Origin of the sequence: Variovorax sp. RA8 (assembly GCF_901827175.1) — a bacterium.
Taxonomy (GTDB): Bacteria; Pseudomonadota; Gammaproteobacteria; order Burkholderiales; family Burkholderiaceae_C; genus Variovorax.
On the sequence record NZ_LR594662.1, the window covers coordinates 3,931,954 to 3,954,311 of the forward strand.

21 protein-coding genes and 1 riboswitch are annotated in these 22,358 nt (G+C 69.4%); of the genes, 8 read left to right on the top strand and 13 right to left on the bottom strand.

Annotated elements, in window-relative coordinates:
* Positions 1-99: 99 nt before the first annotated feature.
* Positions 100-318 carry a hypothetical protein gene (locus E5P3_RS18400; RefSeq protein WP_162587285.1) on the top strand — a complete coding sequence of 73 codons (219 nt, stop codon included), beginning with the start codon at positions 100-102 and terminating at the stop codon, positions 316-318.
* Between the two features lie 205 nt (positions 319-523).
* Here the strand turns inward: E5P3_RS18400 and E5P3_RS18405 are convergent, their stop codons facing one another.
* The 4 genes from E5P3_RS18405 to E5P3_RS18420 all read right to left on the bottom strand — a co-directional run bounded on the left by E5P3_RS18405 (position 524) and on the right by E5P3_RS18420 (position 7,590).
* A complete protein-coding gene (locus E5P3_RS18405) occupies positions 524-1,957 on the bottom strand; it encodes an efflux transporter outer membrane subunit (protein WP_162587286.1) in 1,434 nt (477 codons plus the stop codon).
* A gap of 31 nt (positions 1,958-1,988) precedes the next feature.
* Positions 1,989-5,285, bottom strand: coding sequence for an efflux RND transporter permease subunit (locus tag E5P3_RS18410; protein WP_162587287.1), 3,297 nt, complete (start codon positions 5,283-5,285; stop codon positions 1,989-1,991).
* A gap of 28 nt (positions 5,286-5,313) precedes the next feature.
* Complete coding sequence (locus E5P3_RS18415; protein ID WP_162587288.1) at positions 5,314-6,570, bottom strand: efflux RND transporter periplasmic adaptor subunit; 1,257 nt, start codon at positions 6,568-6,570, stop codon at positions 5,314-5,316.
* A 147-nt stretch (positions 6,571-6,717) separates the two neighbouring features.
* Positions 6,718-7,590, bottom strand: coding sequence for an alpha/beta hydrolase (locus E5P3_RS18420; protein ID WP_162587289.1), 873 nt, complete (start codon positions 7,588-7,590; stop codon positions 6,718-6,720).
* Positions 7,591-7,760: 170 nt separating this feature from the next.
* Between E5P3_RS18420 and E5P3_RS18425 the strand changes: the two genes are divergently transcribed.
* A complete protein-coding gene (locus E5P3_RS18425) occupies positions 7,761-8,675 on the top strand; it encodes a LysR family transcriptional regulator (protein WP_162587290.1) in 915 nt (304 codons plus the stop codon).
* Positions 8,676-8,701: 26 nt separating this feature from the next.
* Here E5P3_RS18425 and E5P3_RS18430 read toward each other — a convergent pair whose 3' ends face one another.
* Genes E5P3_RS18430 through E5P3_RS18465 form a run of 8 tightly spaced genes read right to left on the bottom strand, consistent with a single transcriptional unit; the run spans position 8,702 to position 16,495 of the window.
* Positions 8,702-9,715, bottom strand: coding sequence for an aminotransferase class I/II-fold pyridoxal phosphate-dependent enzyme (locus E5P3_RS18430; protein WP_174263082.1), 1,014 nt, complete (start codon positions 9,713-9,715; stop codon positions 8,702-8,704).
* Complete coding sequence (gene cbiB / locus E5P3_RS18435) at positions 9,712-10,734, bottom strand: adenosylcobinamide-phosphate synthase CbiB (RefSeq protein WP_443083253.1); 1,023 nt, start codon at positions 10,732-10,734, stop codon at positions 9,712-9,714. The genes E5P3_RS18430 and cbiB overlap by 4 nt, the downstream gene beginning before the upstream one ends.
* 1 nt (position 10,735) lies before the next feature.
* Positions 10,736-11,305, bottom strand: a complete 570-nt coding sequence (gene cobO, locus E5P3_RS18440) for a cob(I)yrinic acid a,c-diamide adenosyltransferase (protein ID WP_162587292.1) — start codon at positions 11,303-11,305, stop codon at positions 10,736-10,738.
* Positions 11,306-11,324: 19 nt separating this feature from the next.
* Positions 11,325-12,095, bottom strand: coding sequence for an ABC transporter ATP-binding protein (locus tag E5P3_RS18445; protein WP_162587293.1), 771 nt, complete (start codon positions 12,093-12,095; stop codon positions 11,325-11,327).
* Positions 12,092-13,099 (bottom strand): FecCD family ABC transporter permease, encoded by a 1,008-nt coding sequence (locus E5P3_RS18450; RefSeq protein WP_162587294.1) that lies wholly within the window; start codon positions 13,097-13,099, stop codon positions 12,092-12,094. Before E5P3_RS18450 ends, E5P3_RS18445 begins: the two co-directional genes overlap by 4 nt.
* Complete coding sequence (locus E5P3_RS18455) at positions 13,096-14,034, bottom strand: ABC transporter substrate-binding protein (protein WP_162587295.1); 939 nt, start codon at positions 14,032-14,034, stop codon at positions 13,096-13,098. Before E5P3_RS18455 ends, E5P3_RS18450 begins: the two co-directional genes overlap by 4 nt.
* Positions 14,031-14,624 (bottom strand): bifunctional adenosylcobinamide kinase/adenosylcobinamide-phosphate guanylyltransferase, encoded by a 594-nt coding sequence (cobU, locus tag E5P3_RS18460; protein ID WP_162587296.1) that lies wholly within the window; start codon positions 14,622-14,624, stop codon positions 14,031-14,033. Before cobU ends, E5P3_RS18455 begins: the two co-directional genes overlap by 4 nt.
* Positions 14,606-16,495: a TonB-dependent receptor domain-containing protein gene (locus E5P3_RS18465; RefSeq protein ID WP_232073198.1), complete on the bottom strand. Its 1,890-nt coding sequence runs from the start codon at positions 16,493-16,495 to the stop codon at positions 14,606-14,608. Before E5P3_RS18465 ends, cobU begins: the two co-directional genes overlap by 19 nt.
* Before the next feature lie 80 nt (positions 16,496-16,575).
* Positions 16,576-16,813, bottom strand: a riboswitch (cobalamin riboswitch).
* Positions 16,814-16,852: 39 nt separating this feature from the next.
* Between E5P3_RS18465 and E5P3_RS18470 the strand changes: the two genes are divergently transcribed.
* The 4 genes from E5P3_RS18470 to E5P3_RS18485 all read left to right on the top strand — a co-directional run bounded on the left by E5P3_RS18470 (position 16,853) and on the right by E5P3_RS18485 (position 19,066).
* Positions 16,853-17,077, top strand: coding sequence for a cell division protein ZapB (locus E5P3_RS18470; RefSeq protein ID WP_162589747.1), 225 nt, complete (start codon positions 16,853-16,855; stop codon positions 17,075-17,077).
* Positions 17,077-17,430 (top strand): cell division protein ZapA, encoded by a 354-nt coding sequence (locus E5P3_RS18475; RefSeq protein WP_162587297.1) that lies wholly within the window; start codon positions 17,077-17,079, stop codon positions 17,428-17,430. Before E5P3_RS18470 ends, E5P3_RS18475 begins: the two co-directional genes overlap by 1 nt.
* Before the next feature lie 288 nt (positions 17,431-17,718).
* Positions 17,719-18,534, top strand: coding sequence for a sulfite exporter TauE/SafE family protein (locus E5P3_RS18480; RefSeq protein WP_162587298.1), 816 nt, complete (start codon positions 17,719-17,721; stop codon positions 18,532-18,534).
* A gap of 106 nt (positions 18,535-18,640) precedes the next feature.
* The gene (locus E5P3_RS18485; protein ID WP_162587299.1) at positions 18,641-19,066 is read left to right on the top strand and encodes a universal stress protein; all 426 of its coding nucleotides are present in this window, start codon (positions 18,641-18,643) and stop codon (positions 19,064-19,066) included.
* Positions 19,067-19,110: 44 nt separating this feature from the next.
* On the opposite strand, the gene E5P3_RS18490 is transcribed toward E5P3_RS18485, so the two are convergent.
* Positions 19,111-20,067, bottom strand: coding sequence for a helix-turn-helix domain-containing protein (locus E5P3_RS18490; protein ID WP_162587300.1), 957 nt, complete (start codon positions 20,065-20,067; stop codon positions 19,111-19,113).
* 166 nt (positions 20,068-20,233) lie between these two features.
* Between E5P3_RS18490 and E5P3_RS18495 the strand changes: the two genes are divergently transcribed.
* Positions 20,234-21,283, top strand: coding sequence for a carbon-nitrogen hydrolase family protein (locus tag E5P3_RS18495; RefSeq protein WP_162587301.1), 1,050 nt, complete (start codon positions 20,234-20,236; stop codon positions 21,281-21,283).
* A gap of 15 nt (positions 21,284-21,298) precedes the next feature.
* Positions 21,299-22,357, top strand: a complete 1,059-nt coding sequence (locus E5P3_RS18500; protein ID WP_162587302.1) for a phenylacetaldoxime dehydratase family protein — start codon at positions 21,299-21,301, stop codon at positions 22,355-22,357.
* Position 22,358 lies beyond the last annotated feature (1 nt).

Here is a 22,358-nt window from a genome sequence, read left to right on the forward strand (position 1 = left end):
TCCTTCACGCTCTGCGTGAATGCGTCTGGATGGGTTTGTGCAGCGCCGCGAAGAAAACTGTAGCCTTTCGTTCTCAAAAAAATAGAAAGAACAAGGTTGATGGCTTCGTTACGCGACATGGCGCTCACCATTGAAGAGCGCGAAGAGGGAAAGTTCTACTGGGTGCTGATCGAAGCGCTCGACGACGAGGGATCCGAGATCCTGCACTACCGCCGCATCAAATCGGCCACCCAGCCGCAGGCGAGCTACTCGAGCGCGCTCGCGCTCGGGGCGGCCGCGCTGCGCCGGCTGGCGCCGGCGCAGCCCCCCGGCCCCTGAGGCGCCTCTTATTCCAGGAACACCGCGGAACCGGCTTTGCCGGGCCGCTGGTGTTGCCCCCGGTAGGGGGTGGGCGGCTACACGAAGTGAGCCAACCTGGGGGGGAGCAACATCCCACCGCGGAACCGGCTTTGCCGGGGCCGCTGGTGTTGCCCCCGGTAGGGGGTGGGCGGCTCCACGAAGTGAGCCAACCTGAGGGCGAGCGTCAGACTGTCCAGTCGCCGCCGAGCGCGCGAATCAGCCCGACGGTGGACTGGTATTGCGCGGACCGCACCTGCAGCGCCTGGCGCCGGTTGCGCAGCTCGCTGCGGCGCGCATCGAGCAGGTCGAGCTGGCTGATGTAGCCGTTGCGATAGCGCGTGTCGGACAGCTGCGTGGCCCGGCTCGCCGAGGCGACCGCCTTGGCCTGCACCTGCGACTGCGCCCCGAGGATGCGCAGCGAGGAGAGCTGGTCTTCCACGTCCCTGAAGGCCGTGAGCACCTGCTCGCGGTAGCTCGCGAGCGCGCCGTCCAACTGCGCCCTGGCGCCCTGCACGCCGGCCTCGCGCCGGCCGCCGTCGAGCAGCGGCAACGACAGCAGCGCGCCGATGCCCCAAGAGCGCGCGGACCACTTGAACAGGTCGCCGATCTCCGAAGATGCATAGCCGCCGCCGCCGGTCAGCGCGATGTTGGGGAACCACGCAGCCTGCGCCACGCCGACGCGCGCCTGCGCCGCCAGCACGCCCTTCTGCGCGGCCGAGACATCGGGCCGGCGCGTGAGCACCGTGGCCGGCACGCCCGCGGGAATCGCGGGCAAGGCGGTGGCCCAGCTGCCGGGTTTCATCTCGAAGCTGGAAGCCGGCTCGCCGGTCAGTACTGCGAGCGCATGCTCGAGCTCGGCGCGGCGGCGATCCAGCGTGAGCGCCTCGGACTCGGTGGAGGCCATCTCGGTCTCGACCCGCGCCACGTCGAGCTCGGCGATGTCGCCCGCCTGGTGGCGCTGCTGCGTCAGGCGCAGCGTGTCATGGTAGGCCTCGACGGTCTCGCGCACCAGCTGGCGCTCGTCGTCCAGCGCGCGCAGCGCCAGGTAGGTCTGCGCGGTCTCGGCCTGCACCAGCAGGCGCGTGCTCTGCAGCAGGCCGGCGCGCGATTCGGCGTCGAGCCGGGCCGCATCGCTGGCCTTCGAGAGCCGGCCGAAGAGGTCGAGCTCGTACGAGAAGTCGAGGCCCGCGTTGATCAGCGTGGAGGGCGTGGTGCTCTGGTTGCGGTCCAGGCCGCGCTGCCGGCTCGCGCCGGCGCCGAGGCCGATCTGCGGCGAGCGGTCGGCATCGGTGCTGCGCGCCAGCGCGCGTGCCTCGGCCAGCCGTGCCGCTGCGACCTGGATGCTGTTGTTCGCGGCATCGGCGCGGGCGACCAGTGCATCGAGCACCGGGTCGTTGAAGGCGCGCCACCACTCGCCGCGCGGCTGCGCCTCTGCGGGCGTGGCGCGGGTCCACTGGCCTTCGGCCGGCGCCGCGGCCTGCTCCTTGAACTGGGCGGGCGCCTGGAAGCTCGGCGCTTCCGGGATCGCTGTCGCGCAGCCGGCCAGCAGCAGGGCCGCCACGAGCGGCGCCAGCGCTGCGCGCCAGGGCCGGGTGAAAGTGCTTCGATCGAGTTTCATGATCCGCTTTCTTGCAATGAGGCTTGCGCCATCAGTCGTGCGTGTTCAAGGGCGCGGCGGGCATCGGGCGCAGGCCCGCGCCGCCGGCCGGGCCGGAGCCGCCGTCGTGGTTGCCGCCCTGCGAGCCCGCGGGATGCTCTGCCGAGACAAAGCCCTCGTCGCCCGCCAGGTGCGGCACCTCGCCGTGGAGCTTGAGCGGCCGATTGCCGGTGAGCCTGCGCAGCGCCACGTAGAACACCGGCGTCAGGAACAGGCCGAATGCGGTCACGCCGATCATTCCGGCGAACACCGCTACCCCCATGGCCGACCGCATTTCGGAGCCGGCACCGGTGGCGAGCACCAGCGGCAGCACACCCATCACGAATGCGAGCGAGGTCATCAGGATCGGGCGCAGGCGCAGCCGGCTTGCTTCCACGGCGGCCTGGAAGGGCGTGCGCCCGGCGAATTCCAGCTCGCGCGCGAACTCGACGATCAGGATCGCGTTCTTCGCCGACAACCCCACCAGCACCATGAGTCCGATCTGGGTGAACACGTTGCTGTCGCCGCCGGAGATCCACACGCCGGTCATCGCCGCCAGGATGCCCATCGGCACGATCAGGATGATGGCCAGCGGCAGCGTGAGGCTCTCGTACTGCGCCGCCAACACCAGGAACACCAGCACGATGGCCAGCGGGAACACGATCACGGCGGAGTTGCCGGCCAGGATCTCCTGGTAGGTCAGGTCGGTCCATTCGAACTCGACGCCCTTGGGCAGGGTCTCGGCGGCGATCCGCTCGATGGCGTCCTGCGCCTCGCCGGAGGAATAGCCGGGCGCCGGGCCACCGTTGATGTCGGCCGTGAGATAGCCGTTGTAGCGCATCGCGCGCTCCGGCCCGAAGCTGGAGTTCACCTTCATCAGCGCAGACAGCGGCACCATCTCGCCGGAGGTGGAGCGCACCTTCAGCAGGCCCACGTCCTCCGGCCGTGCGCGGTGCGGCGCATCCGCCTGCACCCGCACGCTGTAGGTGCGGCCGAACTTGTTGAAGTCGTTCGCGTACAAGCTGCCCAGGTAGATCTGCATGGTGTCGAAGATGTCCTGCACCGGCACGCCGAGCTGACGCGCCTTGGTGCGGTCGATATCCGCATAGAGCTGCGGCACATTGACCTGCCAGCTGGTGAACATGCCGGTGAGCTCCGGCGCCTGCATCGCCTTGCCCATGAAGGCCTTCACTGCCGCGTCCATGCCCTCGTAGCCGACCGAACCCCGGTCTTCCAGCTGGAGCTTGAAGCCACCGGTAGTGCCCAGGCCTTCCACCGGCGGAGGCGGGAACATGACGATGAAGGCGTCCTGGATCTTGGAGAACTCCGCATTGAGCTGCTGTGCCACCGCGCCCCCGCTCTGGTCGGCACGCTTGCGCTCGTCGAAAGGCTTGAGCATGGCAAAGGCGATGCCGGAGTTCGAGCTGTTGGTAAAGCCGTTGATCGACAGGCCCGGGAAGGACAGCGTGCCTTCGATGTTCGGGTTCTTCGCCATGATCTCGCCCATGCGGCGGATCACCTCGTCCGTGCGGTCCAGCGTGGCGCCGTCGGGCAGTTGGGCAAAGCCGATCAGGTATTGCTTGTCCTGGCCCGGCACGAAGCCGTTGGGCACGGCCTTGAACAGACCGAAGGTCAGTCCGATCAGCGCCAGGTAGAGCGCCATCATCAGCGCCTTGCGCGACAGGACCCGTCGCACGCCGCCGCTGTAGGCTTCCGAGCCGCGATGGAAGAACCGGTTGAAGCCACGGAAGAGCCAGCCGAAGGCGCGGTCCATGCCGCGGGTCAGCGCGTCCTTGGGCGCATCGTGGCCCTTGAGCAGCAGCGCCGCGAGTGCCGGCGACAGCGTCAGCGAATTGATGGCCGAGATCACGGTGGAGATCGCGATGGTCACCGCGAACTGCCGATAGAACTGGCCGGTGAGCCCGCTGATGAAGGCCAGCGGAACGAACACCGCCACCAAGGTCAGCGCGATCGCGATGATGGGCCCCGAGACCTCCCGCATCGCACGGTAGGTGGCGTCGCGCGGCGACAGGCCCGCCTCGATGTTGCGCTCCACGTTCTCGACCACCACGATGGCGTCGTCCACCACGATGCCGATGGCCAGCACCAGCCCGAAAAGCGTCAACGCATTGATCGAGAAGCCCAGCAGGTGCAGCACCGCGAAGGTACCGATCACTGACACCGGCACCGCCAGCAGCGGAATGATGGAGGCACGCCAGGTCTGCAGGAACAGGATGACCACCAGCACGACCAGCGCGATGGCTTCGAGCAGCGTGTGCACCACCGAATCGATGGAGGCGCGCACGAACTGCGTCGGGTCATAGGCGATGCGGTACTCCAGCCCTTCGGGCATGAACTTCGCCAACTCGTCCATCGTCTTGCGCACGTCGGCGGAGATCTGCAGCGAGTTGGAGCCCGGCGACTGGAACACACCGATGCCCACGGCCTGCTGGTTGTCCAGCAGCGAACGCAGCGCGTACTCCGAGGCGCCGAGCTCGATGCGGCCGATGTCGCGCAGCCGTGTCACGGCGCCTTCCGCGCTGGTCTTGACGATGATGTCGCCGAACTCCTCTTCGCTCTGCAGGCGGCCCTGCGCATTGATCGACAGCTGCGTGTCCACGCCCGGCAGCCCCGGCGAAGCGCCCACCACGCCGGCAGCGGCCTGGATGTTCTGGCCGCGAATGGCCGCCACCACGTCGCTGGCCGACAGGCCGCGCTGCGCCACCTTCTGCGGGTCCAGCCAGACGCGCATGGCGTACTCGCCGCCGCCCCAGGCCTGCACCTGGCCGACGCCGTCGATGCGCGCCAGCCGGTCCTTGACGTTGAGCACCGCGTAGTTGCGCAGGTAGTTCATGTCGTAGCGCCCGTTGGGCGATACCAGGTGAACCACCATCGTGATGTTGGGCGAGCTCTTGACGGTGGTGATTCCCAGCCGCCGCACTTCCTCGGGCAGGCGCGGCTCGGCCTGCGAGACGCGGTTCTGCACCATCTGCTGTGCCTTGTCGGGATCGGTGCCGAGCTTGAAGGTGACGGTGAGCGTCATCACGCCGTCCGTGGTCGCCTGGCTGCCCATGTAGAGCATGTCCTCGACGCCGTTGATCTGCTCCTCGAGCGGCGTCGCCACCGTCTCGGCGATCACCTTCGGATTGGCGCCCGGATACTGGGCGCGCACCACCACTGAAGGCGGTGCGACTTCGGGGTATTCCGAGATCGGCAGCCCGCGCAAGGCGATCAGGCCCGCGATCAGCATCAGCAGCGAGAGCACGCCCGCGAAGATCGGCCGATCGATGAAGAATTTCGATAGATTCATGGTGTTGTTTCCCTCGGGGATGCCGGCTTCACTCGGGCACTCGGGACTTGGCGGCGCTGGCCACGCGCTGCGTTTGCGCGTCGGCCTTGGCGTCCATGGTCACCGTCTGCGGGGCCACCAGGGCGCCCGGACGGATGTGCTGCAGGCCGTTGACGACCACGCGCTCGCCGGCCTTCAGCCCCTTGGTCACGACACGCAGTCCGTCGACCGAAGCGCCCAGCGCGACCTCGCGCCACTCGGCCTTGTTGTCCTCGCCCACGACCATCACGAACTTCTTGTTCTGGTCGGTGCCGACGGCGCGCTCGCTCACCAGCAGCGCCGTGTCGTTGCGGGCCTGGCCCATGCGGATGCGGGCGAACTGGCCGGGGATCAGCGTGCCGTCCTTGTTGTCGAAGGCGGCGCGCACGCGCACCGTCCCGCTCCTGGCGTCGACTTGGTTGTCGATCAACTGCAGGCGGCCCTCGTAAGGCGTGCCTTCCAGGCCGGCGGTGCCCATCTGCACCGGAATGCCGTCGAGCTTGCCGCGCGCACCGGCGCCGGGCGGCAGATCCTTCAGCGCCTTGACCACCACCTGCTCGTCCGCGTCGAAGCTCGCGTAGATCGGGCTGACCGACACCAGCGTCGTGAGTACCGGCGCGCCGGGACCGGCGGCGACCAGGTTGCCCACGGTCACTTCCAGCCTGCCGATGCGGCCGGACACCGGCGCCTTCACCTGCGTGTAGCCCAGGTTCAGCCGCGCGCTCTGCAGTTGGGCCTGCGCGGCGCGCAGGTTGGCCTCGGCCTCGCGGCCTGCGTTGACGCGCTCGTCCAGCTCGCGCTGGGCGATGGCCTTGTCGTCCCACAGGCGGCGCGCGCGTTCCTGCTCGCTGCGCGTGAAGGCCGCGCGGGCCTGGGCCGAGGCGACCTGCGCTTCTGCACGCTCGACCTCGGCTGCATAGGGCGCGGGGTCGATGGTGATCAGCAGATCGCCCTGCTTCACCAGCGCGCCCTCGCGGAAGTGCGCCGCCAGCACCGCGCCAGCGACCCGCGAACGCACGTCGACGCGCTCGACCGCTTCGAGCCGGCCGGAGAACTCGTCCCACGTGTTGACCTCGGTGGGGGCCACCACGGCCACCGACACCGGCGTGGCGCGCGGCGTGGCGACCGCGGGCGCATCGTTGGCCACGGCCTTGAAGCTGGGCAGCCCGAACAGGACCGCGGAGGCGATCGCCACCAGGGCGGTGACGCCGGTCACGGCAGGCCATAGACGGCGGCGGGCATTCGACTGCTTGTTGTTGGTTTGCATGATGAAGCTCCTCGTTGAGATGACTTTGGAAAACAACCGGCCAGCCCGCTGACCGTGAGCAGCAGGAAGGCGAAATCCGGCACCACCGGCCAAGCCGGCGGACCCAGGAAGGTTCAGAAGAGGTTGACCGGCGAAGCCGGCTGGTGCCTAGGCCGGGGGAGGCACCGGCGGCACCGTGGAAGCGAAAAATGCGCGCAAATGCCCACCCACTGTCTCCGTGCACGCGCAATTCCCAAAGGCGGGGTCATACAACTCGTCGGGACATTTCGCGGCCGAAGGCAGCACCGCCTTGGTCACCGGAATGCCCGCTGCCTGCAGCCGCTGCGCGAAGCTCAGGGCCTCGTCGCGCATCGCATCGTCCTCGCCCACCAGCACCAATGCAGGCGCCAGCTCGGCCAGCCTGAGCGATGAGCCGGGCACCGCGTAGGGGTGCGTGGCGTTCATCGGGCAGCTCAGGTATTCCTGCCAGCCCGAAGCCCAGCGGCAAGGGGCATCGTCGGCCGAGGCCTGGCGCAGCGACAGCGTGCCGGCACAGGGGTCCAGCATCGGGGACAGCAGGATCTGGCCGGCCAGCGGCGGATGGGCGCGGTCGCGGGCCATCAGTGCCACCGCGGCCGCCAGGTTGCCCCCTGCCTCTTCGCCCGCCAGGTACACGCGGGCACCCTTGCCTGCCAGCTTGACGCGCTGCTTGTAGAGCCACTCCAGGGCCGCGAACCCCACTTCGATGGGCTCAGGGAAGGGCTTCAGCGGATAGGCCAGCGACAGCACCACCGCGCCAGCCGCTGCCAGGAGCCGCGAGACGTTGCGGCCGCGGTCCAGGTCGCCGCACACGAAGGTGCCGCCGTGGAAATGCAGTACCAGCGGCACCGCCACACCCTTGGCCCGCTGGCCGTAGAGGCGCGCCTGAACCGGCTCGCGCTCCGGCAGCGGAATGCTGATGTCGACCTCCGTGCCCGGTGCAACGGCGACCGCCGGGGCCGGGGCGGCTTCAGCAGGACGCGGGATGGGGCGGGATGACATGGCACAACCTCAGTGGGTGAACGATGCGTTGAATATTAAGGGCCTCATTGACTGCGACAACAGGTTGGTGAACCTCACTCTGTTTCCAATCGACTAACAATCCGCTAATACAGTGCATGTGAGAATCCGCCCCCGCCCGCAGTCGCGCGGGTTTTTCCCTAGGAGCACCAATGGACCAGGTCCAGGCCATGCGGATCTTTGTCCGCGTCGTGGAAGCCGGCACCTTCACCCGTGCCGCAGATTCGCTCGGGTTGCCGAAGGGCACGGTCACGAAGCAGATCCAGGCGCTGGAGTCCCGCCTTCATGTGAAGCTGCTGAACCGTACCACGCGGCGCGTGACCGTGACGCCGGACGGTGCCGCCTATTACGACCGCACGGCCCGCCTGCTGAACGACCTCGACGACATCGAGGCCAGCATGACCAACGCGCAGGCCAACCCCACCGGGCGGCTGCGCATCGACGTGGGCTCGTCCACGGCGCGGCTGATCATCCTGCCGGCGCTCCACACCTTCAGCGACCGCTACCCCGACATCCAGCTCGACCTGGGGGTGAGCGACCGGCCGGTCGACCTGATCACCGACAACGTGGACTGCGTGATCCGGGCCGGCGACCTGACCGACCAGTCGCTGGTGGCGCGGCGCATCGGCACGCTGGACTTCGTGACGGTGGCATCCGCGGCGTACGTCAAGCGCTACGGCAGGCCGGAGCACCCGTCGGACATCGAGAAGCGCCACCATGTCGTGAGCTATTTCGCGGCCGGCTCGCGCCGGATCTATCCGCATGAATTCCACAAGGACGACGAGCACATCGAGATCTCGGGGCCCTACCGCGTCTCGGTCAACGAGAGCAATGCGCACCTGGCCGCCGTGCTGGGCGGCTTCGGGCTTTCGCAGTGCATCACCTTCATGGCCGATCCGCACATCGAGAGCGGGGAACTGGTGGAACTGCTGCCGGACTGGACCCGCGCGCCCTTGCCGGTGCATGTGGTGTATCCGCCCAACCGGCACCTGAGCGCCAAGGTGCGGGTGTTCGTGGACTGGGCGGCCGACCTGTTCGCGAAGAATCCGAAGCTGCAGCGGCGCTGAGCCCGGAAGGTGCCGTTCGCGCTTTTTCAGGCGCGCGCGGCTTGCCAGGCGCGAGCCAGTGCCTTCTGGCTGGCCGGCGGCAGCACGGCGAGGCGCAGGTGGCCCGGCAGGCCGAAGGAACGGGCATCGCGCAGCTGGATGCCGGCCTCGCGCAAGGCCGCGGAGCACGGCGCATACGGGACATCGGGGCGCGCGCAGAAGTAGTTCGCGACGCTGGGCAGGACGGACCAGCCCAGCGCAGTGCACAGGGCCTGCTGCCGGCGTTTCCAGTCGCGCAGGCGTTCGCGGCTGGCGGCGAGCCAGCCCTGCGTCTCGGCGAGCGTCCAGGCCTCGAGCAGCGCGACGCCGTGCGCGCCGATGGGCCAGGATGGGGCGAGGCGGCTCAACCGCTCGGCCATCCCGGCCGTCCCGGCCGCTTCCAACGGGGCGATCGCATAGGCCGCCCGGACACCCGTCAGGCTCAGGGCCTTGTTCGGCGTCCACAGCTGCCAGACGCGGTCCCGCTGCGCTGCGCCGAGTTCAAGACGGCCTTCGAGCCGCAGGGGTTCGTAGGCCAGGTCGAGCACGCAGGTGCTGGAGGCGTTCAACGCATGCACCAGTGCCGCCAGGCCCGGCTGGACTTCGCCCAGCGGGCTGGACGGATCGCAGCACCACGCAAGCGCAGTGCCTGCTGGCGATTCGGGGTCGCGCCGCACGTCGAGCCCCCACGCCTCGGCCGCATGCAGGTAGTCACCATAGGCATGCCGCGGCAGCCAGACCGTGCGGCCGCCCTGCTGCGCGACTGCGGCCGTGATGCGCGCAATGAATTCGCTGGCGCTCGCGGCGATCACGATGCGCTGGGCGGCGACGCCATGGAAGCGGCCCAGCGTCTCACGCAGCGCGGTATGGCGCGGGTCGGGATAGCGGCTCGGATCGGCTTGCTCCAGCGCCTGCACGACCGTCGGACAGGGGCCGCAGGCATTGGCATTGGTCGAGAAATCGTGCGGCACGGCGCCGCGGGCATCGGGGCCGCCGTGCGGGGCTTCTTCGTCGGGGTTCATGGATTGCACCATGCAGCAGGAAGGAGGAGCGCGCTCGCGGCCAGTGCTGCTGTCATCCAGACCACCCGCGCGCCCAGCGTTGCCGCGTGGCGGGTGTCGGCGGCGGTGGGCTCGCGGCCTGCCGCATTCAGCACGTAGACGCCGGGCTTGGCGAGGCGCACTCCGAGCAGCAAGCCCATGGCGGCCATGGGCCAGCCGCTGTTGGGGGACGGGGTCAGGCGGGCTTCGCGAATGAGGGCGCGTGCCCCCACCCCAGCGCGACCCCGGAGCGGGACAGAGCAGGACAGCAGCAGCGCGGTCAGGCGGGCGGGCAGCCATGAGAGCGCGTCGTCGGCGCGCGCGGCCCACTTGCCGGCCCACTCCCAGGCGTGGCCATGGCGCTCGCCGCGGTAGCCCCACATCGCGTCGGCGGTGTTGGCAAAGCGATAGAGCGCCGCGCCCGGCAGGCCCAGCAGCAGGAACCAGAACAGCGGCGCGACCACCGAGTCGTTGAGGTTCTCGGCCAGCGATTCGATGGCGCTTTCGCGCACTGCGGCTGCGTCCAATGTCAGGACATCGCGGCTCACGAGGTGCGCGAGCCTGTTCCGCCCTGCGGTAAGCGAGCAGGCCAGCGCCGCCTCCACCGCGAGCACCTCGTCCCGCAGCATGCGCCAGGCGAGCAGAGGCTTGAGCGCAAGGCCGAGCAGCAGCGCCGCTGCCCAGCCCGGCAGGTGAGCGGCAGTGGCGCTCAAGCTTGCGGCGGCGAGCAGGACGGCGGCGGCACCGGCGCACCAGGCCAGCGCTCCGGCGGCGAAGGGTCCGAACCGGCGGGACGGTGATGCATCGATCGGGGGCGCCACGCGGCGGCCGGTCCAGCCGAGGTAGCGGCCCATCCAGACGACCGGGTGCCAGCGCGCCGGGGGTTCGCCCAGTATTCGGTCCACGGCCAGGGCGAGGACCAGGGCCGCGGCGTGGACCAGCGCGGCACTGCCCCCATCCCAGCCCTCCCCCACAGGGAGAGGAAGCCAGAGCCAGGGCACCTCAGTCTTCGATGCCGCGTTGCGCGGGGATGCCCGCCTTGAAGGCGTGCTTGACCATCTGCATCTCGGTCACGGTGTCGGCCAGCTCGACGATCTCGGGCGGGCAGCGGCGCCCGGTCAGCACCACGTGTACCTCGCGGGGGCGCGTGCGCAAGGTCTGCAGCACCGTGTCGAGCGGGAGCCAGCCGTAGATCAACGGATAGGTGATCTCGTCGAGCACGACCAGGAAGTGCTCACCCGCGAGGATCGCCGCCCTCGCCTTCTCCCAGCCCTCGCGCGCGAGCTGCGCCGAGTGCTCGAGGTCCTGGCTCTTCCAGCTGAAGCCGTCACCCAGTCCCTCGATGGGGATGCCGAGCTGCTCGAACATGCGGTGCTCGCCGAAGCGCGCGCTGGGCACCTTCATGAACTGGAAGATCTTTACCGCCTTGCCGCGTCCGTGCGCGCGCAGCGCCAGGCCGAAGGCCGCCGTGCTCTTGCCCTTGCCGTCTCCGGTGTTGACGATCACCAGGCCGCGGCGTTCGCCCTCGGGCTTGTCGTAGGGCTTCTCGCCGGGCGGGGTTTCGATCTGCATGGGTTCTCCTTGTCGATGTTCAATGCGGCAGGGCGATCCATTGCCCGGCCACGCGATGCACCACGACTCGCCCGCCGAACACGGACTCCAGCGCCTGGTGGGTCGCCGGATCCTGGCAGCCGCCCTGGTGCAGCACGCGGCCGCCGGCCATCACCACCAGCGCATCGGCCGCGAGCGCGACGTTGAGCTCGTGCAGCACGCTGACCACGGTGCGGCCCTCGGCCACCAGTGCGCGTGCCAGCGCCATCCAGTCGGCCTGGTGCGGCGGGTCGAGGTTGGCCAACGGCTCATCCATCAGCAGCAGCTCGGCCTCGACCGCGAGCGCGCGCGCCAGCAGCACGCGCTGTCGCTCGCCGCCCGACAGCTGGCCCAGCGGACGATCGCGCCAGTCCCAGGCCTGGGTGCTGCGCAGCGCGCGCTCGACCGCCGCGCGATCGGCCTCGGTGGGCGCCGCCAGCCAGCGCTGGTGCGGCAGGCGGCCGAGCATGGCGACGTCGTAGACCATCAGGTCGTCGGCGCTGCCCTCGCCCGCCCCGCCCTGCCCCAGCCAGGACAGCCGCCGGGCACGCGCGCGGCCCGACAGGGCGGCGAGCGGCTGGCCGGAGATGCGCACTTCGCCGCGATGCGCCAGCAGACCTGCCAGTGCCTTGAGCAGCGTGGACTTGCCGGCGCCGTTCGGGCCGACGATGCTGGTCCAGCGACCGGCCGCGAGCGCGAGGTCGATCGCATGCAGCACCTCGACGGCGCCCAGCGCGGCGCTCACTTGCCTGGCCTCCAGGGCCGCTGTCATCGGAAGCCCCCCTGCGCATTGCGCCGGTGCATGAGCCACAGCAGGTAGCTGCCGCCGAGCACCGCCGTCAGCACGCCGACCGGCAGTTCCTGCGGCGCGATCAGCCAGCGTGCCAGCAGGTCCGCTGCCATCAGCAGCAGGCCGCCCATCGCGGTCGACAGCACGAGCAGCCGCGCGTGCGTGGTCTTGACGGCCGAGCGAACCAGGTGCGGCGAGGCCAGGCCGACGAAGGCGATCAGCCCTGTCTGCGCCACGGCCGCGCCGGTGGCCAGCGCCAGCACCACCACCAGCGCCGCCCGCATCGCGCCCAGCGGCAGGCCCAGGCTCGCCGCGGTGGCCTCGCCGAGCGCCAGGCCGTCGAGCAGGGGCGCGAGCATCCACCCCAGCAGCAGGCAGGCCGCGCCCAGGGCGCCCATCACGGCGCAAGCGCTCCAGCCGACCAGGCCGGTGCTGCCGAGAATGAAGCCTTGCAGCGCCTGCAGGATGTCGGCGGAGGCGATGGAGATCAGGTCCTTGACGGCCCCCAGCACCACGCCGACGATCACGCCCGCGAGCAAGAGCCGCAGCGTCTGCTGCACGCCGCGTGCGAGCAGCAGCGTCAGCAGCACCGCCAGCACCGCGCCCAGGAAGGCCGCGCCGGTCAGGCCCAGGCGCACCACCCATTCGGTGCTGGTCGGCGTAACGCCGAACATCGCCAGGGCCACCGCCACACCCAGCGAGGCGCCCGAGGCGCTGCCGAGCAGGTAGGGGTCGGCCAGCGGATTGCGGAACAGCCCCTGCGCGACCGCCCCCGCGAGTCCCAGCAACGCGCCGGCGAGCCAGGCCCCGAGCGTGCGCGGCAGGCGGATGCCCCACACGATCTGCAGCGCCACCGGATCGTGCCGCGCCGCCAGCACGCTTTCGAAGCCGGTGCTGCCGATGCCCATGCCCAGCACGAGCAGGGCCGCGCCCAGGGCCAGCAATGCAATGCCCAGCGCCAGTGCGCGGCGATGCTCGCTCCTCACCCGCCGGCGCCTCCGAGCGCCTTCTCCCGCAGGCAGCGTGCCATCAGGCCCGCGGCCTCGCCCATGCGCGGGCTCGGACGCACCAGCACGTCGGACTCGTCGGCGGTGAAGCGGCAGATGCGGCCTTCGCGCACCGCGCGCATGCCGCCCCAGCCGGGTCGCCGCTCGAGCCCTTGCGCACTGCGTACGCCGACCATGATCAGGTCGGGATCGGCGCGCACCACGTACTCGGGATTGAGCTTGGGAAAGGGCCCCATCGAGGCCGGCACGATGTTCTTCACGCCAAGCCGCGCGAGCGTCTCGCCGATGAAGGAGCTCTCGCCCGCCGCGTAGGGCGCGTTGTTGACCTCGAAGTACACGCGGGTGCGCGAGATGCCGGCCGGGAGCGACTGCGCCGCGGCCGAGACGCTGGCATCGATGGCCTGCCACACCCGCTGCGCATCGGCGCCGCCCAGCACCTGGGCCAGCGCATCCAGCACGCGCCGCACATCCGCATGGCTGCGCGGCTCGAACACCAGCACCTTGAGGCCCAGCGCCTCCAGCCGCTGGGTGACGCGCGAGGAGCCGGCGAGCAGCACCACGTCGGGCTTCAAGGCCACGAGGGCCTCGACGTTGGGGTCGATGCCGCCGCCGAGCTGCGGCAGCGTGCGCACCGCCTCGGGCCAATTGGAATAGCGGTCGACGCCGACCAGCCGGTCGCAGGCGCCCAGCGTGCAGACCGACTCGGTCAGCGAGGGCAGCAGCGTCACGATGCGCTGCGGCGGCCGCGGCAGCTCCACGGGCACGCCACGCTCGTCGGTCACGACCACGGCATGGGCTGCGAGCGCCCACAGGGCCAGCAGGCCGGCGAACAGAAGCCTGGTGAAGGCGCTACCTGCAGCACCTGCGCCTTCGGCTACGGTGCTATTCGCCTTCGGAACGGCCGTGCGGCTCATAAGGCAACCTCCTTCAGGCTGAGCGGCAGGCCGGCCGCCATCAGCGTCACCCGCTCGCAGGCGGCGGCGACTTGCTGGTTGAGCCGGCCCAGCGCGTCGACGAAGGCGCGCGCCTCGCGGCCCATGGGTATCACGCCGAGGCCGATCTCGTTGCTCACCAGCAGCACCGGCCCGCGGGCATCGTGCAGCGCGTGCAGCAGCGCCATCTCGGCGGTAGCGGCGCAAGGCGGTGCCGCACCGGCGGCTTCGGCAGGCATCAGCAGGTTGGTCAGCCACAGCGTCAGGCAGTCGACCAGCACCAGCGTGCTGGACTCGGTGTGGCGGGCCACTGCGGGCCCGAGCTGGACCGGCTCTTCCACCGTGACGAGCCCGGGCACGCGCTGCGCCCGGTCGGCCCGGTGGCGCGCGATGCGCTCGCGCATCTCCGCGTCGTGCGCGGTCCCGGTCGCGATCAGCACGGCGCGGTGCGCCGGATCGCGCGCCAGCCATTCGGCCGCGCGCAGCTCGGCGCAGCGCGACTTGCCGCTGCGCTGGCCGCCGAGGACCAGCTCGCGCGTCTTGGTCTCGGGATTCACGACTTCGGTTGCCACCGCAGCGTCAGGTAGACCGCGCGTCCGCGCTGGTTGTAGCCATAGACGGTCTCGTAGTTCACGTCGTTGAGGTTGGTGATGCGGCCTTGCACGGCCCAGTCCTTCGACACCTTGTACTCGCCATGGAGATCCACGGTGGTGAAGCTGCCAAGCCGCATGGTATTGCGCGTGTCGTCGAAGCGCCGGCCCACGTGCAGGGCCGAGGCGCCGAACTTCCAGGGACCGACCGCGTAGTCGACGCCGAGCGTAGCCTGGTTCTTCGCTCGGCGCGGCAGCTGCGCGCCGGTGAGCTCGTTGCGGGGGTCCAGCGAATCGACGCTCGCGTGCACCGTCCAAGGTCCGAATTGGCCGTCGTACCCCAGCGTCCAGCCCTCGATGCGCGCGCGCGGCACGTTCTCGGGGCGCGTGGTGCTGGTGATGAAGCCGCGGATCTTGTTGTCGTAGCGAACCAGCTTCACGCTGTGCCCGTCCTGGCTCCAGGTGATGCCGATGTCGGTGTTCTTCCCCTCCTCCGGCTGCAGCGCAGGGTTGCCGAAGTCCGGGTAGTAGAGCTGGTTGAAGGAGGGCGCGACGAAGCTGGTGCCGTGCGACGCATGGATGCGCCAGTTCGGGGAAATGCGGTAACCATAGCCCGCGAACCAGGTGTCGCTGTCGCCGAACTGCGAGTTCCGGTCGTGCCGCGCATTGAGCTGCCAGCTGTGGTTGCCGGCGTTGCCGTTGAGGCCGAGGAAGGCCGAATCGATGTCGCGATCGGTGACGGTGTATCGCGTGTCGCTGTTCACCTCCTGCGTGCGGCGCTCCAGCCCGGCCAGCACCGTGCCGATCGGCGTCGCGATGTCGTTCTGCCAGAGGTACTCCTTCTGCGTCGTCTCGAAAAGGCCCGGCATGTTGAACGGGTCCGCGACGATGTTGCGCGTGTAATCGCGGCTCTGCGCATAGCGCAGCTGCGTCTTCCAGGCGGAGGTCACCGCGCCGCTCGCGCCGATGTAGGCGGTCTGGGTGCGCACCCGGCTGCGCGTGTCGCGTTCCGGACCGTCGTCGTAGTGGTTGATGCCTTCCGAATACAGCAGGCCGCTGTCGATCTTCCAGTCGGGGTCGATCTGGAAGCCCAGCGAGGCGTTGAGCGCGCTCTGCGAGAACGGATCGCGGTCGGGGTTGAAGTTGCCGAAGGGCACCCTGCGGTTGGTCGAGGAGAAGCCCTTGTCGAGAGTGCGCTGCGCATCGAGCGAATAGGTGAAGGGCCCCGAGGCGCCGCTGAAGCCGCCGGTGATCTGCTTGTAGCCTTCGCTGCCGAGGGTGGTCGACGCGCGCGGGCTGAACAGCGGATCGCCCGCCTTGCCCTTGCGCGTGAAGATCTGCACCACGCCGCCGACACCGTCGCTGCCGTACAGCGCCGAGGCCGGGCCCTTGACGACCTCGATGCGATCGATCATGTCGACCGGGATGTTCTCCCACGCCGGCGTGCCGAGCGTGGCCGAGCCATAGCGCACGCCGTCGATCAGCAGCAGGGTGTGGCGCGCCTCGGCGCCGCGGATGAACACGCTGCTGGCCTTGCCGGGACCGCCGTTGGCCGCGATCTGCACGCCGGCGACGCGCGCCAGGATCTCGGGCAGCGTGCGGCTGGCCTGCTGCTCGATCTCCGCGCGGTCGATGACGACCGTGTCGGACAGCAGTTCGTCGGCACGCGTGGGCGTGCGGTTGGCGGTCACGACCGTCTCGGCGAGCGCGGGAGTGCCTTGCGCGAGCGCCGGAGCGCAAGCCAGGCCGCCCAGGGCCGCGGCGATCGGGAGGACCAGGGCGCGCGGCCCCGAGAGAGGACGCGACGAGGCGCGACCATCGGCATGCGCGGAAGAAACGCTGGAAGTCATCATGGAAATACACAAGAGATCAATGCCCGTCACCGGCTTCCCCGCCGGTGCTTGGACGTCATGGCTGCCGCCTGCTCGCGCATGCGGCAGCCGCCTCGTTGGCCGGTATCCGGGCTGACAGCACGCCCCCGCCGCCTTCCCAGGCACCTGTTTCAGGGCGCCCAGTGGCTTCTTGACGAGGGTGGCACCGAGGGGTGCCGGCTGTTTGACCGTTGCGGGGGCAGCGCAGGCTGGCTGGGCCCTGAAGGGCTTCGACTCCTGCTTCCCGTTGAACTGCGCCGCGTGAACCACGGCGCGAGCACCAACGCGCCGGATTTTATGGGTAAACGCCGGCTTGGCCGGAAACTACAATCGCCCCCCATGCCTGCACCGAGCCGTATTGATCAGATCGCCGAGCGCGTCGAACGTTTGCTTGTGCGCCACGAAGAGGTGCAGCGAACCAATGCGCTGCTGCAAGACCAGGTGAATGCGCTGACGCGCGAGCGCGACGCGCTCAAGTCGCGCCTGGCCGCGGCGCGCAGCCGACTCGATGCGCTGCTCGAACAGCTGCCGGCCGATCCCTCCCAAGACGCCTCCTCCAACTGATGAAACAAGTCGAAGTCCAGATCATGGGCCAGAGCTACCTGCTCGGCTGCCCCGAAGGTGGCGAGCAGCAGCTGCGCGAGGCGGTCGAAAGGGTCGATGCCGCGATGTGCAAGATCCGCGACGCGGGCAAGGTCAAGGCGCGCGACCGCATCGCGGTGCTGGCCTCCTTGAACCTGGCCTTCGACCTGGCCCAGCGCGAGGCCTCGCTTGCCGCCGCCGTGGCGCCCCTGCCACCGGCCTCCGCGCCGACGCCAGCCGCGGCCCCGGGCACCAGCGATGTCGACGACGCCCGAGCCTCGCAGTTGATCCAGCGCCTCGATCAAGCCCTCGCCGGCGACGGTCATTTGCTCTGAGGCGCACCCGCAGGCCCGGCGTCGGGCGTAAAATCCGCTTCGTCTGCGGTGTGCGTCGGGCTCTATATGTCCTTGTTCCAATGCTCTACGGAGCAGGGCTTGGTATATCGCTTGGCGGGTGTGATCATCTCGCGTCAGATGAACCCGAAGCCTTGCTGCCCTCGCCCACCTGAACCCCGGTTCAGGATGCGAGTCCGGCCCCACTCGCAGACACCTTTTCTCGAAGGCCACGGCCCCGCTCTCGGGGCCGTGGTTTTTTTAAGTTTCAAAAAGACCAACACTTCCCCCATGACGCTCGCCCCCCTGCTAGTTGCCGAACTCGCCGTGCTCGGCGTCGGCACCGGCTTCCTCGCCGGTCTGCTGGGCATCGGCGGCGGCATGCTGATGGTGCCGTTCATCACCATCATCCTCGGCCACCGGGGCGTCCCGGCCGACCTGGCGGTCAAGATGGCGATCGCGACCTCGATGGCCACGATCATCTTCACCTCGATCTCGAGCGTGCGCGCGCACCACAAGCGAGGGGCCGTGCGCTGGGACATCGCCCGGCGGCTCGCACCGGGCATCGTGGTCGGCAGCCTGGTCGGCAGCCTCGGCGTGTTCGCGCTGCTCAAGGGCCAGGCGCTGGCCGTCTTCTTCGCGCTCTTCGTCGGTTTCTCGGCCACGCAGATGTTCCTCGACAAGAAGCCCAAGCCCACGCGACAGCTGCCGGGCACCGGCGGCCAGCTCGCGGCCGGCGGCGTGATCGGCTTCATCTCGGGCCTGGTGGGCGCGGGCGGCGGCTTCATCAGCGTGCCTTTCATGACCTGGTGCAACATCGCGATCCACAACGCCGTGGCGACCAGCGCGGCCCTGGGCTTCCCCATCGCGGTGGCCAACGTGGCGGGCTACGTGGCGAGTGGCCAATCGGTGCAGGGCCTGCCCGAGGGATCGATCGGCTACATCTGGCTGCCGGCGCTGGTCGTGATCGCGATTTCCAGCTTCCTCGTGGCCCCGCTAGGCGCCAAGGCCGCGCACAGCCTGCCCGTGTCGAAGCTCAAGCGCGTGTTCGCGAGCATCCTGTACGTGCTGGCCGCCTATATGCTCTGGAAGGGCCTGCGCGGCTGAGCGCAAATCCCTGCATACGATCGGCTTCTCTGTACGCGGGCGGCGCCTCGCCGTATAACCTGGCATGCGGCGCCTGGCCGCAGGTTCCAGACAACGAGAGGCTTGCATGAAGATCCTGGTCGCCGTCGACGGCAGTCCCCATACCCAGAAGGCGCTCGACTACCTGGTCGCCCACCGCGCCATGTTCGTCGAAGGCAATGAACTCCTCATGGTGCACGTGTGCACCGGCGTACCCGGTCACGTGGCACGCCACCTGAGCCGCGACGTGCTGGGGGACTACTACACCGAAGAGAACGCGAAGGTGCTCGAGCCCGTCAAGGCCTTCTTCGAGAAGCAGGGCATCACGAACTTCCGCATCCAGGGACGCCACGGCCATGCGGCCGAGGAGATCCTGAAGGCCGCAACCGAAGCCCGCGCCGAGCTGGTCGTGATGGGTACGCACGGCCACGGCATCCTCGGCCGCGCGCTCATGGGCTCGGTGGCGACGAAGGTTGTTTCGGAGACCGACATCTCGGTGCTGCTGGTCCAGTAGCGCCCGGCCCTCGCCGCCGGAAGGTCCGCCAGGGTCAAGAAGACCTAGTGTCGCAACCGCCACTCGCGCGGCGAACAACCGAAGCGGTCGCGAAACACGCGGCTGAAATGCGCTGCGTCGTTGAAGCCGCGGCCAAACGCGATCTCGCTGACGGTGCGGCCAGCGAGGCGCGGCTCCCGCAGGTCGCGGCTGCAGGCTTCCAGCCTGCGCTCCCAGATGTACTGCGCGGGCGTGAGCGGCTCGCTCCTGAACACGCGATGGATCTGGCTCACCGACAGGCCGAGCTCCGCCGCCAGGCTGCTCACCGACAGCGCCGGGTCGGCCAGTTGCTCGTCGATGCACCGCTTGATGCGCGCGAGGTGATAGGCCGCGAGATGGCTCAGCCCCGGCGAGCGCGCAGCGGGCAGCGTCTGGAGCCCGGCCACCAGGATGCTGAGCACGCCGTTCGCGACTGCCAGGGCCGACGCGGGCTGCAGCGCACCGATGTCCTCGCGCAAGGTGCGGATCATGCTGATCAGCAGATGGCCGGCACCTTCGCGCCCCGACACGGTGGTGGCCGTCAGCGCCTCGGTCTGGCGCAGCTCGCTGCGCAGGCGTTCGCCCGGCAGCTTGAGAACGATCTGCTCGAAGGCGTCGTCGAACAGCAGTTGGTAGGGCCGCGTGCTGTCATAGAGCGCGAAGTCGCCGACGGCGAGCACGGCGTCGCGCCCGTCCTGCCGCACGACGCCGCGGCCGGCCGTCTGGATGCCGACCAGAAAACAGTCGTCCGTCGAGCGGGCAATGTGGCCGGGCGTGCGCATCACGCTTTGCGCGCCGGAGTTCACCACGGACACGTCGAGGCTGGGCAAGGCATGGCGGCGGATGCTGCCGGTGAAGTCGCCGGCCGGGCGCTCGCGCACCGGATCGCATCCGAGCTGCACGTAGACATTGCAGATCATGTCGGTCCAGTACGCCAGGCGCTGGTCGCGGGGGACGGCATCGGTGCTGAACAACTGGGTCATGGGGTCCTCCCGGAGGCAGCGCGCAACGCACGGACAAGAACGCCGCGAGATCGGGACAAGATGAAGGGCGGGGTCGAACTTACGCTTCAAGCAACCCGCATGCCACCGCGCAAACCCGATGCGCGCAGCGCGTGCGGCCTTCTTCCCTCACCCTCCGGAGCCCACCATGGCCAGCAAGACCCACCCCCGACTTCGCGTCGCCGCCGTCCAGGCAGCGCCCGTGTTCCTCGATCTCGATGGCACCCTCGACAAGACCGTCGACCTGATCGCCCAAGCGGCGGCGCAAGGCGTGCAGCTGATTGCCTTTCCGGAGACGTGGGCACCGGGCTATCCCTGGTGGATCTGGCTCGACTCGCCCGCCTGGGGCATGCAGTTCGTGCAGCGCTACCACGACAATTCGCTGGTCGTCGGCTCGCCCGAGTTCGACCGCGTGCGCGAGGCCGCGCGCAAGCACGGGGTCTGGGTCTCGCTCGGCTACAGCGAAAAGGCGGGAGGCAGCCTCTACATCGCCCAGGCATTGATCGACGACCAGGGCCGGACGGTGCAAACCCGCCGCAAGCTCAAGCCTACGCACGTGGAACGCACGGTGTTCGGCGAGGGCGACGGCTCCGATCTGACCGTGTGCGAGACGGCGATCGGCAACATCGGATCGCTTTCGTGCTGGGAGCACCTGCAGCCGCTCAGCAAGTACGCGATGTATGCGCAGAACGAGCAGATCCACTGCGCCGCCTGGCCCAGCTTCTCGCTCTACCGCGGTGCGGCCTACGCGCTCGGCGCCGAGGTCAACAACGCCGCCAGCCAGGTTTATGCGGCCGAAGGCCAGTGCTTCGTGGTCGCGCCCTGCGCCACCGTCTCCCAAGCCATGAGCGACATGCTGTGCACCGACCCCGGCAAGCAGCAGATGCTGCGGGTTGGCGGCGGCTTCGCGCGCATCTATGGACCCGATGGGGCACCGTTGGGCACGCCGCTTGCCGAGGACCAGGAAGGGCTGGTGATGGCCGACATCGATCTCGGCATGATCTCGCTCGCCAAGGCGGCCGGCGACCCGAGCGGCCACTATGCGCGGCCCGACGTCACGCAGCTGCTGCTCAACAAGGCGCGCCGCGAGCCGGTGGTGTTCCAGCGCCAGCCGGAGGCGGAGCCCGGCGCATTCGAGGCCCTGGCGGCCAAGCCCGAGCCCGCGGTCGGCAGCACGCCGCTGCCGCTGGCCGCCTGAGGCGCGGGGTCGCTCATGGAATCCGCCATCGCCGAAGCCCTGAAATGCCCGCGCACGCGGCATCGCCGCATCGAGGACGACTATGTCCCGCCCTACCCTGCCTGGTCGGCGCGCGCCGCGGGCACAGTGACCCAGGTCGTCATGGGCTACTTCGGCGTGCAATCGCGCGGTGCCGCGATGCAGGGCCGGGCCTGCGCCGCATTGTCAGGAATCGCGCGCAGCTTTGGCCTGGCCGACGGGCCGGGGCACCATGACCTCGCGCACTTCGTCGATGCGGACGGCTTCGACAACCTGATCGCCATCGCCTACTGGGACGACCCCGAGTCCTTTGCACGCTGGTGCGCCATGCCCGAGATCGACGACTGGTGGCACTCCAGCCAACGCTTGGACGAAGGCATCGGCTACTTCCGCGAGATCGTCTCGCCGCGGGTCGCCCACTACGAAACGCTCTTCAACACGCCCGATCGCTTCGAGGGCATCGGTGCCGTGATGGGCAGCGCCAGCGGCGAGATCCAGGAGCATGCCTATTGGGGATCGATGCGCGACCGCATCCCGCTGTCGCAGACCGACGCCATGGTGCCTTCGGGTGCCCGCGCCGTCGTTGCGCAAACTGCCGAGCCCGGCCGGCACGTGCGCGTGGCCGGTCATGAGCATCTCGCGATGATTCGTTCCGGCCAGGAATGGGCCGACACACTGGGCCAGGAGCGCGCGCTCTATCTCGGCGAGATGGAGCCCGTGCTGCGCGAAGGCATGGATTTCCTGCGCGACCAGGGCCTGGGCATCGGCTGCTACAGCAACCGCTACATGCGCCACCTCGATGCGGCGGGCGCGCCGCTCGAGAAGTGCTTCGGCCTGAGCTTCTGGCGCTCGCTGGCCGACATGGAGCGCTGGGCCGAATCGCACCCCACGCATGTGGCGATCTTCGGCGGCTTCATGCGCTATGTGCAGGCGCTGAACTTTCAGCTGCGACTGCGCGTGTACCACGAGGTTGCGGTGCTGAAGGCTGACGAACAGAGCTACGAGTACATCAACTGCCACCCGCGCACCGGGCTGCTGAACGGCTTGGCCACCTGAC

Excerpts from the sequence above, each read along its gene's own strand:
- E5P3_RS18400 (WP_162587285.1), top strand. The coding sequence starts at position 100 with ATGGCTTCGTTACGCGACATGGCGCTCACCATTGAAGAGCGCGAAGAG.
- E5P3_RS18405 (WP_162587286.1), bottom strand. The coding sequence starts at position 1,957 with ATGAAACTCGATCGAAGCACTTTCACCCGGCCCTGGCGCGCAGCGCTG.
- E5P3_RS18410 (WP_162587287.1), bottom strand. The coding sequence starts at position 5,285 with ATGAATCTATCGAAATTCTTCATCGATCGGCCGATCTTCGCGGGCGTG.
- E5P3_RS18415 (WP_162587288.1), bottom strand. The coding sequence starts at position 6,570 with ATGCAAACCAACAACAAGCAGTCGAATGCCCGCCGCCGTCTATGGCCT.
- E5P3_RS18420 (WP_162587289.1), bottom strand. The coding sequence starts at position 7,590 with ATGTCATCCCGCCCCATCCCGCGTCCTGCTGAAGCCGCCCCGGCCCCG.
- E5P3_RS18425 (WP_162587290.1), top strand. The coding sequence starts at position 7,761 with ATGGACCAGGTCCAGGCCATGCGGATCTTTGTCCGCGTCGTGGAAGCC.
- E5P3_RS18430 (WP_174263082.1), bottom strand. The coding sequence starts at position 9,715 with ATGAACCCCGACGAAGAAGCCCCGCACGGCGGCCCCGATGCCCGCGGC.
- cobO (WP_162587292.1), bottom strand. The coding sequence starts at position 11,305 with ATGCAGATCGAAACCCCGCCCGGCGAGAAGCCCTACGACAAGCCCGAG.
- E5P3_RS18445 (WP_162587293.1), bottom strand. The coding sequence starts at position 12,095 with ATGACAGCGGCCCTGGAGGCCAGGCAAGTGAGCGCCGCGCTGGGCGCC.
- E5P3_RS18455 (WP_162587295.1), bottom strand. The coding sequence starts at position 14,034 with ATGAGCCGCACGGCCGTTCCGAAGGCGAATAGCACCGTAGCCGAAGGC.
- E5P3_RS18465 (WP_232073198.1), bottom strand. The coding sequence starts at position 16,495 with ATGATGACTTCCAGCGTTTCTTCCGCGCATGCCGATGGTCGCGCCTCG.
- E5P3_RS18470 (WP_162589747.1), top strand. The coding sequence starts at position 16,853 with ATGCCTGCACCGAGCCGTATTGATCAGATCGCCGAGCGCGTCGAACGT.
- E5P3_RS18475 (WP_162587297.1), top strand. The coding sequence starts at position 17,077 with ATGAAACAAGTCGAAGTCCAGATCATGGGCCAGAGCTACCTGCTCGGC.
- E5P3_RS18480 (WP_162587298.1), top strand. The coding sequence starts at position 17,719 with ATGACGCTCGCCCCCCTGCTAGTTGCCGAACTCGCCGTGCTCGGCGTC.
- E5P3_RS18485 (WP_162587299.1), top strand. The coding sequence starts at position 18,641 with ATGAAGATCCTGGTCGCCGTCGACGGCAGTCCCCATACCCAGAAGGCG.
- E5P3_RS18490 (WP_162587300.1), bottom strand. The coding sequence starts at position 20,067 with ATGACCCAGTTGTTCAGCACCGATGCCGTCCCCCGCGACCAGCGCCTG.
- E5P3_RS18495 (WP_162587301.1), top strand. The coding sequence starts at position 20,234 with ATGGCCAGCAAGACCCACCCCCGACTTCGCGTCGCCGCCGTCCAGGCA.
- E5P3_RS18500 (WP_162587302.1), top strand. The coding sequence starts at position 21,299 with ATGGAATCCGCCATCGCCGAAGCCCTGAAATGCCCGCGCACGCGGCAT.